This is a genomic window from Fluviibacter sp., from assembly GCF_057744235.1.
Genome location: NZ_JBIJFP010000005.1, coordinates 81,563 through 96,540 on the forward strand (window position 1 = coordinate 81,563; position 14,978 = coordinate 96,540).

General features: G+C 56.5%; 21 protein-coding genes. 19 read left to right on the top strand and 2 right to left on the bottom strand.

From position 1 onward, the window contains the following. The first annotated feature begins 45 nt into the window (after positions 1 to 45). From hisG to AC3GOJ_RS04710, 4 genes are read left to right on the top strand one after another with little or no spacing between them, the layout of a single operon-like run. On the top strand, positions 46 to 702 hold the full coding sequence (gene hisG, locus AC3GOJ_RS04695; RefSeq protein ID WP_488236326.1) for an ATP phosphoribosyltransferase: 657 nt from the start codon (positions 46 to 48) through the stop codon (positions 700 to 702). A gap of 38 nt (positions 703 to 740) precedes the next feature. Then, positions 741 to 2,036 (top strand): histidinol dehydrogenase, encoded by a 1,296-nt coding sequence (hisD, locus tag AC3GOJ_RS04700; RefSeq protein WP_488236308.1) that lies wholly within the window; start codon positions 741 to 743, stop codon positions 2,034 to 2,036. Next, positions 2,002 to 2,592 carry a chromate transporter gene (locus tag AC3GOJ_RS04705; RefSeq protein WP_488236309.1) on the top strand — a complete coding sequence of 197 codons (591 nt, stop codon included), beginning with the start codon at positions 2,002 to 2,004 and terminating at the stop codon, positions 2,590 to 2,592. Before hisD ends, AC3GOJ_RS04705 begins: the two co-directional genes overlap by 35 nt. Beyond that, a complete protein-coding gene (locus AC3GOJ_RS04710) occupies positions 2,580 to 3,101 on the top strand; it encodes a chromate transporter (RefSeq protein WP_488236310.1) in 522 nt (173 codons plus the stop codon). The genes AC3GOJ_RS04705 and AC3GOJ_RS04710 overlap by 13 nt, the downstream gene beginning before the upstream one ends. A gap of 4 nt (positions 3,102 to 3,105) precedes the next feature. Here AC3GOJ_RS04710 and hisC read toward each other — a convergent pair whose 3' ends face one another. Beyond that, on the bottom strand, positions 3,106 to 4,164 hold the full coding sequence (hisC, locus tag AC3GOJ_RS04715; RefSeq protein WP_488236311.1) for a histidinol-phosphate transaminase: 1,059 nt from the start codon (positions 4,162 to 4,164) through the stop codon (positions 3,106 to 3,108). A 73-nt stretch (positions 4,165 to 4,237) separates the two neighbouring features. Here hisC and hisB point away from each other — a divergent pair, with 73 nt between their 5' ends. The 10 genes from hisB (at position 4,238) to tatC (ending at position 9,805) form a co-directional block, all read left to right on the top strand. Next, complete coding sequence (gene hisB / locus AC3GOJ_RS04720; protein ID WP_488236327.1) at positions 4,238 to 4,825, top strand: imidazoleglycerol-phosphate dehydratase HisB; 588 nt, start codon at positions 4,238 to 4,240, stop codon at positions 4,823 to 4,825. Between the two features lie 4 nt (positions 4,826 to 4,829). Continuing rightward, positions 4,830 to 5,480, top strand: a complete 651-nt coding sequence (gene hisH / locus AC3GOJ_RS04725) for an imidazole glycerol phosphate synthase subunit HisH (protein ID WP_488236312.1) — start codon at positions 4,830 to 4,832, stop codon at positions 5,478 to 5,480. Further along, positions 5,474 to 6,238, top strand: a complete 765-nt coding sequence (gene hisA, locus AC3GOJ_RS04730) for a 1-(5-phosphoribosyl)-5-[(5-phosphoribosylamino)methylideneamino]imidazole-4-carboxamide isomerase (protein WP_488236313.1) — start codon at positions 5,474 to 5,476, stop codon at positions 6,236 to 6,238. Before hisH ends, hisA begins: the two co-directional genes overlap by 7 nt. Positions 6,239 to 6,243: 5 nt before the next feature. Further along, on the top strand, positions 6,244 to 7,002 hold the full coding sequence (gene hisF / locus AC3GOJ_RS04735; RefSeq protein WP_488236314.1) for an imidazole glycerol phosphate synthase subunit HisF: 759 nt from the start codon (positions 6,244 to 6,246) through the stop codon (positions 7,000 to 7,002). A 3-nt stretch (positions 7,003 to 7,005) separates the two neighbouring features. After that, a complete protein-coding gene (gene hisI / locus AC3GOJ_RS04740) occupies positions 7,006 to 7,410 on the top strand; it encodes a phosphoribosyl-AMP cyclohydrolase (protein WP_488236315.1) in 405 nt (134 codons plus the stop codon). Then, positions 7,407 to 7,736, top strand: a complete 330-nt coding sequence (locus AC3GOJ_RS04745) for a phosphoribosyl-ATP diphosphatase (protein ID WP_488236316.1) — start codon at positions 7,407 to 7,409, stop codon at positions 7,734 to 7,736. Before hisI ends, AC3GOJ_RS04745 begins: the two co-directional genes overlap by 4 nt. A gap of 21 nt (positions 7,737 to 7,757) precedes the next feature. Next, positions 7,758 to 8,114 (top strand): histidine triad nucleotide-binding protein, encoded by a 357-nt coding sequence (locus AC3GOJ_RS04750; RefSeq protein WP_488236317.1) that lies wholly within the window; start codon positions 7,758 to 7,760, stop codon positions 8,112 to 8,114. 30 nt (positions 8,115 to 8,144) lie between these two features. Then, a complete protein-coding gene (tatA, locus tag AC3GOJ_RS04755; RefSeq protein WP_488236318.1) occupies positions 8,145 to 8,384 on the top strand; it encodes a Sec-independent protein translocase subunit TatA in 240 nt (79 codons plus the stop codon). Between the two features lie 81 nt (positions 8,385 to 8,465). Continuing rightward, a complete protein-coding gene (gene tatB / locus AC3GOJ_RS04760) occupies positions 8,466 to 8,924 on the top strand; it encodes a Sec-independent protein translocase protein TatB (RefSeq protein WP_488236319.1) in 459 nt (152 codons plus the stop codon). A gap of 26 nt (positions 8,925 to 8,950) precedes the next feature. Further along, positions 8,951 to 9,805, top strand: coding sequence for a twin-arginine translocase subunit TatC (gene tatC, locus AC3GOJ_RS04765; RefSeq protein WP_488236320.1), 855 nt, complete (start codon positions 8,951 to 8,953; stop codon positions 9,803 to 9,805). On the opposite strand, the gene AC3GOJ_RS04770 is transcribed toward tatC, so the two are convergent. Next, positions 9,793 to 10,593: a class II glutamine amidotransferase gene (locus AC3GOJ_RS04770; RefSeq protein WP_488236321.1), complete on the bottom strand. Its 801-nt coding sequence runs from the start codon at positions 10,591 to 10,593 to the stop codon at positions 9,793 to 9,795. The genes tatC and AC3GOJ_RS04770 overlap by 13 nt on opposite strands. Positions 10,594 to 10,630: 37 nt before the next feature. On the opposite strand from AC3GOJ_RS04770, the gene AC3GOJ_RS04775 reads away from it, so the two are divergent. The 5 genes from AC3GOJ_RS04775 to AC3GOJ_RS04795 all read left to right on the top strand — a co-directional run. Beyond that, positions 10,631 to 11,398 carry a Nif3-like dinuclear metal center hexameric protein gene (locus AC3GOJ_RS04775; protein ID WP_488236322.1) on the top strand — a complete coding sequence of 256 codons (768 nt, stop codon included), beginning with the start codon at positions 10,631 to 10,633 and terminating at the stop codon, positions 11,396 to 11,398. A gap of 230 nt (positions 11,399 to 11,628) precedes the next feature. Further along, positions 11,629 to 12,789: an ADP-forming succinate--CoA ligase subunit beta gene (gene sucC, locus AC3GOJ_RS04780; protein ID WP_488236323.1), complete on the top strand. Its 1,161-nt coding sequence runs from the start codon at positions 11,629 to 11,631 to the stop codon at positions 12,787 to 12,789. Between the two features lie 10 nt (positions 12,790 to 12,799). Beyond that, a complete protein-coding gene (sucD, locus tag AC3GOJ_RS04785) occupies positions 12,800 to 13,693 on the top strand; it encodes a succinate--CoA ligase subunit alpha (RefSeq protein WP_488236324.1) in 894 nt (297 codons plus the stop codon). 126 nt (positions 13,694 to 13,819) lie between these two features. After that, entirely contained in the window at positions 13,820 to 14,794 is a 975-nt protein-coding gene (locus tag AC3GOJ_RS04790) for a UPF0149 family protein (RefSeq protein ID WP_488236325.1), read from the top strand. Between the two features lie 9 nt (positions 14,795 to 14,803). Beyond that, a partial coding sequence (locus tag AC3GOJ_RS04795; protein ID WP_488236328.1) for a type I restriction-modification system subunit M N-terminal domain-containing protein occupies positions 14,804 to 14,978 on the top strand: 175 nt, incomplete at its 3' end.

The following is a 14,978-nucleotide window of genomic DNA, read 5'->3' on the forward strand; positions in this document are numbered from 1 at the left end:
AATAGGCTAACCGCACTGAACTGATTGGAATCTGCTGTGACTTGCATGAATACCGGCATCACGATCGCCCTGTCGAAAGGGCGCATTCTCGAAGAAACGCTGCCGTTACTGGAGGCTGCCGGCATTCTGCCGACCGAAGATCCGGAGTCTTCCCGCAAGCTGATCCTGCCGACGCAAGACCCGGATGTGCGCATTGTGATCGTCCGCGCCACCGATGTGCCAACCTATGTGCAATACGGTGCTGCCGATCTGGGCGTGGCTGGTAAGGATGTGCTGATCGAGCATGGGGGGCAGGGCCTTTACCAGCCGCTGGATCTGCAGATTGCGCGCTGCAAAATGATGGTGGCCGTATCCGAAGGCTTTGATTACGCCGCAGCCGTTAAGCCCGGCAGCCGTCTGCGTGTGGCGACCAAGTACGTCAACATTGCCCGCGACCACTTTGCCACCAAAGGTGTGCACATTGATCTGATTAAGCTCTATGGTTCCATGGAGCTTGGCCCCCTGGTTGGGCTGTCGGATGCGATAGTGGATCTAGTATCTTCCGGTAATACCCTGCGGGCCAATAACCTGCAGGCCGTGGAAGAAGTTATGCCGATTTCGTCACGCCTCGTCGTGAATCCGGCAGCGCTTAAACTCAAGCACGAGCGTCTGCAGCGTATGTTGGCCGATTTTGAAGGCGCTGTGCAGCGCCAGGCTGCTTAATTAGCAAGCGGCCGCTAAGCTACTTGAAGGAACGCGCCATGATCCGCCGTCTGAGCACACAATCTGCCCAATTTGATGCCGAACTCAGGACACTGCTCGCCCTCGAAGCTGCGCAGGATGCCAGCATTGAAAAAACCGTCCTCGACATTCTGGCGGATATCCGCCAGCGGGGCGATGCGGCCTTGCTGGATTTCACCCGCAAATTTGACCATCTGGACGTGCATGATGCACACCATCTGGAACTGCCCGCTGCTGAGTTACAGGCCGCACTGACATCGCTCGCCCCGGAGCAACGATCGGCCCTGGAAACCGCCGCGCAGCGTATTCGTGCCTTCCATGAGCGCCAGCGTGTTGAAGGCTGGACGTATACCGAAGCCGACGGCACCGTTCTCGGTCAGCGGGTGACACCCCTGGACCGTGTAGGTTTGTATGTCCCCGGCGGTAAAGCGGCGTATCCCTCATCGGTCCTGATGAATGCCATACCGGCCAAGGTGGCTGGTGTGCAGGAACTCATCATGGTCGTGCCGACACCGGGCGGTGAGCGTAACCCGCTGGTACTGGCGGCTGCCGCCATTGCTGGCGTGGATCGTGTGTTTACGATTGGCGGTGCGCAGGCCGTTGGTGCGCTGGCTTACGGTACCGCGACAGTGCCGCAGGTCGATAAGATCGTTGGTCCCGGTAACGCCTATGTGGCCAATGCCAAACGTCATGTGTTTGGTACCGTAGGTATCGACATGATCGCCGGGCCGTCGGAAATCCTGATTATTTCTGATGGCACAACGCCACCGGATTGGGTGGCGATGGATCTGTTCTCCCAGGCCGAGCATGACGAACTGGCCCAGTCGATTCTGATCTGCCCCGATGCCGCCTATCTGGATGCAGTCACCGAGAGTGTTGATCGTCTGCTCCCACAGATGCCGCGTGCTGCCGTGATCCGTCAATCGCTGACCGATCGTGGCGGATTGATCCTGGTCAAAGATCTGGCGGAAGCCTGTGCCATCAGTAACCGCATCGCGCCGGAACATCTGGAACTCTCGGTGCAGGATCCGGAAGCCCTGGTGCCGCTCATTCGCCATGCGGGTGCCATCTTCATGGGTGCCTACAGTTCGGAATCTCTGGGCGATTACTGTGCTGGCCCGAACCATGTGTTGCCCACCTCGGGTAGTGCGCGCTTTTCTTCGCCCTTGGGCGTGTATGACTTCCAGAAGCGCAGTAGCCTGATTCATGTATCTCAGGCGGGTGCTCAGACATTGGGACGTATCGCCTCGAGTCTGGCCGAAGGCGAGGGGCTTACGGCGCATGCCCGCTCCGCAGATTTCAGAATCGGTCAATAAACCCACGCCAACGCCTGCCGCCCTTTTTTGGGGGTTTAGTCGTGTGGGGTTGTCTGGTTTTGGCGGTGTCTTACCCTGGGCGCGCCGACTGCTGGTAGAGACCGAAGGCTGGTTGTCGGCCGAAGAATTCAATATCTTGCTGGGGCTTTGCCAGTTTTTGCCAGGCCCTAACGTGGTTAATCTCGCCGTGGCCGTAGGTGTTCGTTTTTGCGGCTGGCGCGGGGCTGTCGCCGCTGCCACCGGTCTCATGCTGGGTCCGGTCCTGGTGGCGCTGGTGCTTGGCGTGCTTTATGGTCTTTATGGTGAGTTACCCGCCGTGCAATCCATGCTGCAAGGCATTACGCTGGTCGGTGCCGGCCTCATCATTGCCACGGGTATCCGGATGGGGCTGAACGTTAAAAACCGGGCGATCTATCTGCCATTTGCAGCAGCGGCCTTCGTGTCGATTGCGTTACTGAACTGGCCATTACCGGCTGTGATGCTGGGGGGCGCTGCGTTGACGGTTGGCTTGAGCTGGTGGCGTCTGAGTCAGGAGGCTAAAGCATGCCGATCCTGATCGAACTTTTTGTCAGCTTCTTTCTGGTCGCTTTTGTGTCATTTGGCGGGGCGTCGGCCGTTATTCCGGAGTTATACCGGATTGCGGTAACAGAGCACGCTTGGATGGACGCGCGTACATTTACCGAACTCTTTGCCATTGCCCAGGCCGCACCAGGCCCCAATGTGCTGATCGTCACCCTGATTGGGCAGCATGTAGATGGCTGGGCAGGCGCATTGCTGGCAACGCTGGGTATGTGTCTACCGATGAGTTTGCTCGTAGGCCTCTTGTTCAAACACTGGGACAAACTACAACACTGGCGCGGTCGTGCAGCGATTCAGTTGGGTGTGGCGCCAATGGCCGTGGGCCTCGTGTTGGCTTCGGGCTATTTGATTGCCCATTCGGCAGCGCCTGGTCTGATCGGTGTGCTGCTTTTAGTGGTGACTGTGGTCATTAACCTCAGAACCAAGCTTCACCCCCTCTGGTTGATTTTGCTCGGGGGTGTTCTCGGTCTGATGGGGTTGGTGTAATTCTTTACGCCAGGATTTCCTTCAGCGCTTCAATCAGTGCCGCGCATTCGGCTTCAGTACCAATCGTAATCCGTAAGTGCTGATCAATCCGGGGTAAACGGAAGTGGCGCACGATAATAGCGCGTTCGCGCAGTGCCAGCGCCAGTTCGCCGGCATCGCGCTGCGGATGTCGCGCAAATACAAAGTTGGCCGTGGATGGCACCACATCAAACCCGAGGGCGCTTAACTGATCGCTCACCCAGGTGCGGCTGGCCATAATGCGTTGACGATCATGCTCAAACCCGGCGCGATCGTTCATGGCCGCAATGGCACCGGCGCTGGCCAAGCGATCTACCGGGTAGGAGTTGAAACTGTTTTTAATGCGTTCCAGACCGGCGAGTAGTTCTGGCTGGCCGATGGCAAAGCCGACCCGCAGGCCGGCCAGGGCGCGTGATTTGGAGAAGGTCTGCACAACCAGCAGGTTAGGGTTGTCCTTCACCAGAGGTACGGCGGTTTCGGCACCAAAGTCGACATAGGCTTCATCGACAACGATGACACGGTTGGGGAGACGGCGGCACAGGCGCAATATGGCATCCAGAGAAACGCTCTTGCCGGTAGGGGCGTTCGGGTTCGGGAAAATCACCGCACCCGCGTGTTCGGGTACCTTTTTCAGATCCAGGGAGAAGTCATCCTCAAGCGCGATATGTTCGGCGCGTATGCCGTTCAGTTGGCTGTAGACGGGATAAAAACTGTAGGTAATGTCCGGGTAAACCAATGGGCCGTCATGATTAAGCAGCGCCTGAAAGCCAAAAGCCAGAATTTCGTCGGAGCCATTGCCAGCGAACACGTGATCCCTACCTATGCCGTAATAGTCGGCAATGGCCTGGCGCAGAGCGGTCGAGTCCGGATCCGGGTAGAGGCGCAAGTCACCGCTGGCAGCAGCACGAATGGCGGCTAACACGCTTTCCGAGGGCGGATAAGGGCACTCGTTGGTGTTTAGCTTGATCAGGTTCGCTATTTTGGGCTGTTCGCCCGGCGTGTAAGGGGTCAGGTCGTGGACGACCTTGCTCCAGAATCGGCTCATGGATCTGCAAGTTCCTAAATACTAAGGCGCTCCGATGGTATCATGGCAAAAAACTCACTTGAACTGCAAAATCATGCGGCAAGCCACGATTAAGCGCGACACCCTCGAAACCCAGATTACCGTAGAGATTAATCTCGACGGGTCGGGCAAGGCTGACCTTGCAACCGGCGTTCCTTTTCTGGATCACATGCTCGACCAGATTGCCCGTCACGGGTTAATTGATCTTAAGATCAAAGCCGCGGGCGATTTGCACATCGACGCACACCACACCGTTGAAGATATCGGCATCACCCTGGGTCAGGCTTTTGCCGAGGCCGTGGGTGATAAGAAGGGCATTGTCCGTTACGGCCATGCCTATGTGCCGCTGGATGAAGCGCTATCACGTGTGGTGATCGATCTCTCGGGACGTCCGGGTCTGGTGCTTAACGTGCCTTTCAAGCGCGCCTGGATCGGTCAGTTTGATGTCGATCTCTTTTCAGAGTTCTTTCATGGTTTCGTGAACCATGCGAAGGTGACGCTGCACATCGATAATTTGCGTGGTGAAAACGCCCACCATCAGGCCGAGACAGTGTTCAAAGCCTTTGGCCGTGCGTTGCGTATGGCTATCGCGCCGGATGCCCGCCAGGGTAATGTGATTCCCTCGACCAAGGGTTCGCTCTGATTCCATGACCAACCGTATTGCTGTTGTTGACTATGGCATGGGCAATCTGCGCTCGGTCGAGCAGGCGTTGCGTCATGTTGCGGGCGAATCCGAGGTCGTGCTTGCATCAACCCCCGATCTGATTGAATCGGCTGACCGTGTTGTGTTTCCAGGGCAGGGTGCCATGCGTGACTGCATGGCCGAGCTCGATGCTCGCAACCTGCGTCAGGCCGTAATCAACGCGGCGGCCAGCAAACCTTTTCTCGGTATCTGCATCGGTTTACAGATGCTGTTTGATCATAGCGAAGAGGGTGATGCTGCTGGCCTGGGCATTCTGTCTGGTCAAGTAAAGCGTTTTGCGGCTGACCTTAAAGGCACGGATGGTTTGCGCCTGAAGGTGCCACACATGGGCTGGAACCAGGTCGTGCAAACGAAGCCGCATCCGCTCTGGGATGGTATTGCCGATAAAGCCTTCTTCTACTTTGTGCACAGCTACCATGTAGTGCCGGATGATGCCGGCATTGTTGTGGGGCAGACTGATTATGGTCACCCCTTCACTACAGCGGTAGCGCGCGACAATGTGTTTGCCATTCAGTGTCACCCGGAAAAGAGTGCACGCGATGGTTTGCAATTACTTCGTAATTTCGTTGGTTGGAATCCAATAACATCATGCTGATCATTCCTGCAATTGACCTTAAAGACGGACAATGTGTACGCCTCAAACAGGGCCTGATGGAAGACGCGACTGTATTCAATAACAGTCCGGCCGATCAAGCCAAAGCCTGGTTGGATCAAGGTGCGCGTCGCCTCCACCTGGTCGATCTGAACGGCGCTTTTGCCGGTAAGCCAATTAATGATGCGGCTGTCCGCAGCATTCTCGAGGTGGTCGATGGCCGTATTCCGGTGCAACTGGGCGGTGGTATTCGTGATCTCGACACCATCGAACGTTATCTGGATCTGGGTATCAGCTACGTGATCATCGGCACCGCTGCCGTTAAGACTCCAGGTTTTCTGCATGATGCCTGCAACGCGTTTCCGGGCAACATCATTGTTGGTCTGGATGCTAAAGACGGTAAAGTGGCTGTGGACGGTTGGTCCAAGATTACCGGTCATGATGTGATTGATCTGGCTCAGAAGTTTGAAGGCTATGGTGTCGAAAGTATTATTTACACGGACATCGGCCGCGATGGCATGCTGACTGGCATTAACGTCGAAGCCACGCAAAAGCTGGCGCAGGCGCTGAAGATTCCGGTGATTGCATCGGGCGGTCTTACTAATATGGCGGACATTACCGCGCTGTGCGCTGTTGAAGAAGACGGTGTTGCCGGGGTGATCGCCGGCCGTGCGATTTATGATGGATCGCTCGATCTGGCTGCGGCGCAGGCTGAAGCCGACCGCTTCGCCAAAGACGCCGGTCTGGGCGGCAAGCCCTGATAGAGATGCTGGCCAAACGTATTATTCCCTGCCTCGACGTGACCGCAGGTCGCGTCGTGAAAGGCACCAACTTTGTGGGTCTACGCGATGCGGGTGATCCTATTGAAATCGCCCGGCGTTATGACGCCCAGGGTGCCGATGAACTGACCTTTCTGGATATTACCGCCAGCTCGGATCAGCGCGACATCATTCTGGAAGTTGTTGAAGCCTGCGCAGCGCAGGTTTTTATTCCGCTGACCGTGGGGGGCGGTGTCCGCCAGGTCGCGGATGTACGCCGATTGCTCCACGCGGGTGCCGACAAAGTTTCAATCAATACCGCTGCCGTTGATCGGCCGGAGCTGGTGCGAGAAGCTTCAGACAAAGTGGGCTCACAATGCATCGTGGTTGCCATCGATGCCAAGCAGGTGGCGCCGGGTCGTTGGGAAGTGTTTACCCATGGCGGGCGTAAAGCCACGGGCCTGGATGTGATCGCCTGGGCCTGCAAAATGGCCGACTACGGCGCCGGCGAAATCCTGCTGACCAGCATGGATCGCGATGGCACCTGCGAAGGTTTTGATCTCGCGCTGACCCGTGCTGTGTCGGATGCCGTGCCGGTACCGGTGATCGCCAGTGGCGGTGTCGGTAACCTCGCGCATCTGGCCGATGGTGTGAGCGAAGGCCATGCCTCGGCCGTGTTGGCAGCATCGATTTTCCACTTTGGCCAGCATACCGTTCAGGAAGCCAAAGCCTACATGAAGGAACGCGGCATTCCTGTCCGCCTGTAAGCCATGAGCAAAGATCTAAATCCCGAACTGAACTGGCTTGATGCGCTGCGTTTCAACGACGATGGTCTGATTGCCGCGATTGCCCAGGATATCGATTCCGGTGTGGTGCTCATGCAGGCCTGGATGAACCGAGAATCCCTGCAGCTGACCGTTGAAACCGGCAAAGCCGTTTACTGGTCGCGTTCACGTAACCGACTCTGGCGCAAAGGTGAAGAATCCGGTCACGAGCAATTAGTGCGCGCACTGCGCACGGACTGTGACGGAGACGCGGTACTATTACTCGTAGAGCAGCAGGGGGGTATTGCCTGCCATACCGGTCGGCAATCCTGCTTCTTTTATTCACTGATCGGCGAGCAGTGGCATGCCGTCGAACCAGTGTTGCGTGATCCGAAGGAGATGTATCAATGAAAGCCGGCACACTCGAAGTTCTCAATCGTCTGAGCGAAACGCTGCTTGCGCGCCGCAACGCAGACCCCTCGACCTCCTATACGGCCTCCTTGTTTGCCAAAGGCCCGGATGCCATTCTCAAGAAGATTGGCGAAGAATCAGCCGAGCTGATTATGGCGGCCAAGGATGGTAAGCGCCTTCATATCGTGAATGAAGCCACCGATGTGGTGTATCACGTCCTTGTGCTGATGGCCTTTTTTGATATGTCGGCAGAAGACATTCTGCAGGAAATGCACCGTCGTGAAGGCATTTCCGGGATTGACGAAAAACGTTCACGTAGCGCCTGAATCCCTCACCGGAGTAACCCCATGAGCCAGAACTGCATTTTCTGCAAAATTGTTGCCGGTGACATACCGTCGAAAAAGATCTACGAGGATGAGCTGGTTTATGCCTTCCACGATATTCATCCGCAGCGCCCGGTGCACCTTCTGGTGATCCCCAAGCATCACCTCAGCTCACTGCAAGAGGCTACGGGTGCCGATGAACCGGCACTCGGCCGTTTGCTCTCGGTCGCCAACAAGCTTGCCACCGACGCTGGCAGTCCGGGCGGTTTCCGTGTCATCATTAACAATGGCGAGATCGGCTGTCAGGAAGTGCCGCATCTCCACGCCCATATCGTTGGTGGCGACCAGCCGGTCGGCCCGATGCTCAAGCGTCTCGACTAATCATCATTGCAATAATTCTGGAGATACAACATGGGTTCTTTCAGCATCTGGCACTGGCTTATCGTCCTGGTCATTATTCTGCTGATTTTCGGTACCAAAAAACTGCGTAACGTCGGTCAGGATCTTGGCGGTGCCGTGAAAGGGTTCAAAGATGGCCTGAAAGAGGGCGAGGGCGAAGCCGCCAAGCCGGCCGTCGGTAATGCCGATAGTGCACCGGCTGCCCAGCCAACGACGGGTCGTACCATCGAAGGCGAGCAGACCAAGGGTTAATGCGCGCCTGGATCGGACCCGCGCCTCTGGCAACGGAGTAGCGCGGGTTTGTTTTTAAGACGCCTCCTTGATGAATGAGACATGTTTGATATTGGTTTTTCCGAACTCCTGATGGTGGCCGTCGTGGCCCTGGTGGTCATCGGCCCTGAGCGCCTGCCAGGTGTGGCGCGCAACGTGGGTCGTTTTGCCGGCCGCCTGCAGCGCTATGTGCATGACATAAAAAAGGATTTCAACCGCGAAGTCGAGTTTGAAGAGATCAAACGCCTGCAGCACGAGATGGAAACCACGGTGCAGTCCATGCAGGAATCCATGCGGGCTGTCGAATCTACACTGCAACAGGAAACCCTTAAACAGCAGAGCGAGCTGTCAGAGGCCGTGGCATTACCACATGTCGATCAGCACAGCGAGCAGCCGGCACTCACCCAATCGGCCCAAACAGGCCAATCAGCTAAATCCGCTAAGGGCGACCGCCTGGCCAAGACCGATGTTGCAGCGGATGCCAAAACTACGCCACAAGAAGACCAGCTGTCTTTGTTCTAATTTTGCGCTAATTGCGCGTTGAGCCCATGCCGCTACCTCGTTTCCGATTACCGAACTTCTTGTCCAAGCGATCACCCGAGTTGACCGGACCGCCGCCCGAGGCCGATGCGCAAGCGGCAGAGGGTTTGCATGGCACGCTTATCGAGCATCTGTTTGAACTGCGCACCCGGTTGATTCGTGCGGCGCTGGCCGTGACCATTGTTTTTGTGGTGCTCTTCCCCTGGGCGCGTGAGTGGTATGCCTTATTGGCCGAGCCCATGATCGCTGTGCTGCCTCAGGGTGGGCAGATGATCGCGACCGATGTGGTGGGCGTATTCCTTGTGCCGGTTAAGGTAACGCTGATGCTCGCATTCCTAATCGCCTTGCCGGTGGTGCTCTGGCAGGTCTGGTCCTTTATTGCGCCGGGCCTGTATGAACATGAAAAATCACTGATCGTGCCGTTGATGGTCGCCTCGATTGGCCTGTTTGCGGCAGGGATGGCCTTTGCCTACTTTGTCGTGTTTCCGTCGGTGTTCGGCTTCATGGTGGCGGTTGCGCCCGAAGGCGTGGCCTGGATGACCGACATCGACAAGTATCTGTCTTTCGTACTGACCACCTTCCTGGCCTTCGGCGTCACCTTCGAGGTACCCGTGGTCGTGATTGTGCTGGTACGTATGGGTATTGTCTCGCTGGAGAAGCTTCGCGCCTGGCGTCCCTACGTGATTGTCGGCGCTTTCATCATCGGCGCTATCTTTACCCCACCAGACATCATGTCGCAGGTCTTGCTGGCCGTGCCACTCTGGCTGCTTTACGAGCTGGGCATGATTCTGGCCGGCTTTATTACGCCGGTGACCAAGCCGCAGCCCGACTCAGAGCAGAACGAGCACAATCAGAGCGCCTGACCCGGGTGCCGGGTTTCCACCGGCTCGCCACCGCGAAATAGCATCAGCGTGCCCGGTTCGATCCTTGTCCAGGCCTCATTGTCGGTGAGCGGGGTCGTGGCAATCACCGTCACACAATCGGTATCACTGGTGACCTCATTGAAATCAATCATCACATCCTCATCCTTGAGGTGTGCCTGATTAAACGGGGCGCGGCGCACAATGTAGTGCAGATCGGTTGAGCAGTGGGCAATCAGCCAGCGGCCGTTCGATAAGAGAAAATTCGCCGGTCCATGAGCACGTAGAATGGCGGCAACTTCAGCCATCGTATCCAGCAAATGCTCGTAACTGGGGGCCTTGGCACCAAAGCGCAGGGCCAGGGTGTCCAGCAGGAAGCAGAAAGCGCGCTCACTATCGGTACTGCCGACGGGCAGATAGCGACCCGAGAGCTCCGGGTTGAAGTCGATCAGGTTACCGTTGTGCGCAAACACCCAGTAGCGCCCCCACAGCTCGCGCTGGAACGGGTGTGTATTCTGCAGACAGATATCGCCCTGGGTCGCCTTGCGGATGTGGGCCACCACGTTCATCGACTGAATCGGATAATCCTTGACCAGGGCGGCCAGTGGCGAATCGGTCGAGGGCGAGGGGTCCAGAAACACCCGACAGCCGCGGCCATCATCGCCCTCGAAGAAGCCGATGCCCCAGCCGTCTTTATGAACGTCCGTACCGCCGCCCCGGCGTGAAAAGCCGCTGAACGAAAAACAGATATCAGTCGGAACATTGCAACTCATGCCGAGTAGCTGGCACATGCATTACACTCCCTGCAAAAGACTTTGAGGACACGTTATGGCTGCCGTCACCCCGATTTCCCGCGATGCACTGACCCGGTTTTTGGATGAACAACTCAAGCCCGAAGGCTACAAAGATTATTGCCCAAACGGTTTGCAAGTGGAAGGCCGGGACGAAATTCGACGCCTCGTTTGCGGCGTGACGGCCAATCAGGCCCTGCTGGATCTGGCGGTCGCGCAGAAGGCCGATGCCATTCTGGTGCATCATGGCTGGTTTTGGCGCGGCGAAAACGCTGCTATCACCGGCCTCAAGCGCAATCGCCTTAAAACGCTATTGGTCAACGACATCAACCTCTATGCCTATCATCTGCCGCTCGATGCCCATCCGGTACTAGGCAATAACGCCGGCCTGGCCAAAGCCGCAGGCTGGCAACAGACCGGCGTATTCGGTGAGCAGAGCCTGGGTTGTATCGGAGATGTGCCACTGGGCACAACCGTCGAATCTGTGGCAGATCAGCTGACTCAGGTGCTGAACCGGCCGCCCATGGTCCTGGCGGCCTCTGGTGATCAGTCGATTCGCCGTATTGCCTGGTGTACCGGTGGGGCACAGAGCTATTTCGAAGCCGCCATCGCCGAAGGTGCCGATGCCTTTGTGACGGGGGAAGTGTCCGAGCCCATGGTGCACCTGGCGCGGGAAACCGGGGTTGCCTATATTGCTGCCGGCCACCACGCCACAGAGCGCTTCGGGGTGCAGGCGCTGGGCGAGGCAATTGCCAGCCATTTTGGCGTCTCCGTCAGCTACGTGGACGTCGACAGTCCGGTCTGAGGGCCCGTTATTGAGACATTTTCAATATTTTGATTGTGTCCATAATTATGAATTTTAGGGGGTGCGCTTTGCTGGCTGCGTGCTAGAATCTTTGTATCCGAGCGGGGTGTTGCGGGCGAAAGTCACCACAGACTGATGCTGAGTATCCTGTTTCGGCGCATACGTTCAGATTCGAGCGGGTGGGGGACAATCCGTTCGATATTCGTAACCTTATAAGGCAAGGAAAGCGCATGAAAATTCACGAATATCAGGGCAAACAACTCCTGAAGAAATTCGGCGTCAACGTGCCGCGTGGTATCCACTGCACCAGCGTCGAAGACGCCGTGAAGGCAGCAGAAACCCTCGGCGGCAAAGTTTGGGTCGTTAAAGCCCAGATTCACGCAGGTGGTCGCGGTAAGGGCGGTGGCGTTAAAGTCGCCAAGTCGCTCGACGAAGTGCGTCAGTACGCTAACGACATTCTCGGCATGCAGCTGGTTACGCATCAAACAGGTCCGGAAGGCCAGAAGGTTCGCCACCTGCTGATCGAAGAAGGCGCCGACATCCAGCACGAATACTACGTGGCTGCGCTAACTGATCGTGCAACCCAGAGCGTTGCCATGATGGCCTCCTATGAAGGCGGCATGGATATTGAAGAAGTGGCTCACAAGACCCCGGAGAAGATCGTTACGGTCTTCATTAATCCGCTGGTCGGCCTCACGGATGAGCAGGCACAGACCCTGGCCAAGGGCATGGGTATGAACGAAGCCTCGATTCCGCAGTGTGTGGATACGCTGAAGAAGCTGTACACCTGCTACATGGAAACCGATGCGTCGCTGGCCGAAATCAACCCGCTGATTCATGAAGGTGATGGTACGGTTAAGGCTCTGGACGCCAAGTTCAACTTTGACTCGAACTCGCTGTACCGTCAGGAAGAGATCGTTGCGATGCGCGATCTGGACGAAGAAGATGACGACGAAGTCGAAGCATCGAAGTTCGACCTGGCCTACATCTCGCTCGACGGCAACATCGGCTGTCTGGTCAACGGTGCCGGTCTGGCCATGGCCACCATGGACACCATCAAGCTGTTCGGCGCTGAGCCAGCCAACTTCCTCGACGTCGGTGGCGGTGCCACGACCGAGAAGGTGACTGAAGCCTTCAAGATCATGCTCAAGAACACCAAGGTCAAGGGCATTCTGGTCAACATCTTCGGCGGCATCATGAAATGTGACACCATCGCCACCGGCGTTGTCGCCGCTGCGAAGGAAGTGAATCTGTCGGTACCGCTGGTGGTTCGTATGAAGGGCACCAACGAAGACATGGGCAAGCAGATCCTCAAGGATTCGGGCCTGCCGATCATCTCTGCCGATTCCATGGCCGAAGCCGCCACCAAGATCGTTGCTGCGGTCAAGTAAGGAGCACTGAATGTCTATCCTGATTAACAAAGACACCAAAGTCATCACCCAGGGCATCACCGGTAAGACCGGTCAGTTCCACACCGAAAAGTGTATCGAATACGCAAACGGTAAGAACTGCTTTGTTGCTGGCGTTAACCCGAAGAAAGCCGGCGAGAAGATCCTCGACGTGCCTATCTACGGTACCGTTAAAGAAGCGGCTGCAGAAACCGGTGCAACTGTATCGGTTATCTACGTGCCGCCCCCCGGTGCTGCTGCTGCCATCTGGGAAGCCGTTGAAGCCGATCTGGATCTGGCCATCTGTATTACGGAAGGTATCCCTGTCCGCGACATGCTGATGCTGCGCAACAAGATGAAGGAAAAAGAAGCCAAGGGCGGCAAGAAAACGCTGCTCCTCGGCCCGAACTGCCCGGGTCTCATCACCCCGGACGAAATCAAGATCGGCATCATGCCGGGCCACATCCACAAAAAGGGTCGTATCGGCGTCGTGTCCCGTTCGGGCACGCTGACGTACGAAGCCGTGGGTCAGCTGACTGAGCTGGGTCTGGGTCAATCGTCGGCTGTCGGCATTGGTGGTGACCCCATCAATGGCCTGAAGCACATCGACATCATGAAGATGTTCAATGACGATCCTGATACCGACGCCGTCATCATGATTGGCGAAATCGGTGGTCCGGACGAAGCTGAAGCCGCTCGCTGGTGCAAAGACAACATGAAGAAGCCAATCGTTGGCTTCATCGCTGGTGTGACTGCCCCTCCGGGAAAACGCATGGGCCACGCCGGTGCGCTGATCTCTGGTGGTGCAGATACCGCCGATGCCAAACTCGCCGTTATGGAAGAGTGTGGCTTCACGGTGACACGCAACCCGTCAGAAATGGCGAAGCTGCTCAAGGGTCTGCTGTAATCAGTTCGCTGATTCAGTAAGCTCAACAAAACCCGGCTTCGGCCGGGTTTTGTGTTTTGGTGGCACCGCTTTTGCTGGAACTACGTCTGTCAGTTCATAATATGAGAATTACACAAAAGGTTTTCTATGCTCGACGATATCAAAATCATCCACTCGCCCTTGGAACAACGTTATGAATCCAATGGGCGTTATGTATTGATCCAGATCTATCGTAGCGAAGATAGCCCTTGGATTCTGGAAGTCGAGGATGATCTGGGCGGTTCAACCGTCTGGGATGTCGAATTCGCCACCGACCAGGAAGCACTAGAGTGCGCCATCAAAGAAATAGAGTCCGTAGGCATTGAATCGTTTACCAATGAGGTGGCTGATGATCTTCAGCCAATCGATACCGACTTTGAGCGGCTCATGCAACCCCTGTCAGACGACGAGCTTGAAACTTTAGATGACTTCTTTATCTACGAAGCCCCCGATGAAGCTATGACATTCGATATGGTCGACGGCATGCTCCATGCGTTGGCCGTTGGGCCGGTAACAGTGGCACCCAGTCAGTGGCTACCCAAAGTCTGGGGCTCGGAATCGGGTGTAATGCCAGAAATGGAAAGCCTGGAAGAGGTGCACGAGATCCTGAGTTTGCTCATGCGCCATAACAACACCATCATTGCCGGGTTTCAGAGTTCACCGCCTGAAATCGTGCCCTACTGGTATGCGCGAGACTACGAAGGCCAGGAATATATTGAAGCAGAGGGATGGGCGGATGGCTTTCTTGCGGGCGTGGCCTTAAGTGCGGCAGCCTGGCAACCGCTTCAGAACACGACACAAGGCAAAGCCTGGTTTCACCCCATCCGAATGCTGGGAAGTATGGACCTCACTCCGGAGGAATTTGCGCACGTTGAAACACCACCCCAACGTCACGAACTAGCAGAGCAGATGCCGCCGGCTGTGTTAGAGATCTACGACTACTGGCTTCCATATCGCCATGCGAATTATGAGCGGGAGGTTGCTAAAAGGCTTGGCCCCAAAGTAGGGCGCAATGACGCCTGCCCCTGTGGCAGTGGTAAAAAGTTCAAAAAATGCTGTGGCGCTGCCGCTGTACTGCACTGAAAGTTTTCTATGCTCGACGATATTAAAAAGACCCTCTGGGCTGCGGCCGACAAACTCCGCGCCCAAATGGACGCCGCTGAATACAAGCACCTGGTGCTTGGCCTGATCTTTGTTAAATACATCTCCGACACCTTTGCCGCGCGCCGTGCTGAGCTAGCGCGACGCTTTGCCGACCCTAAAGATG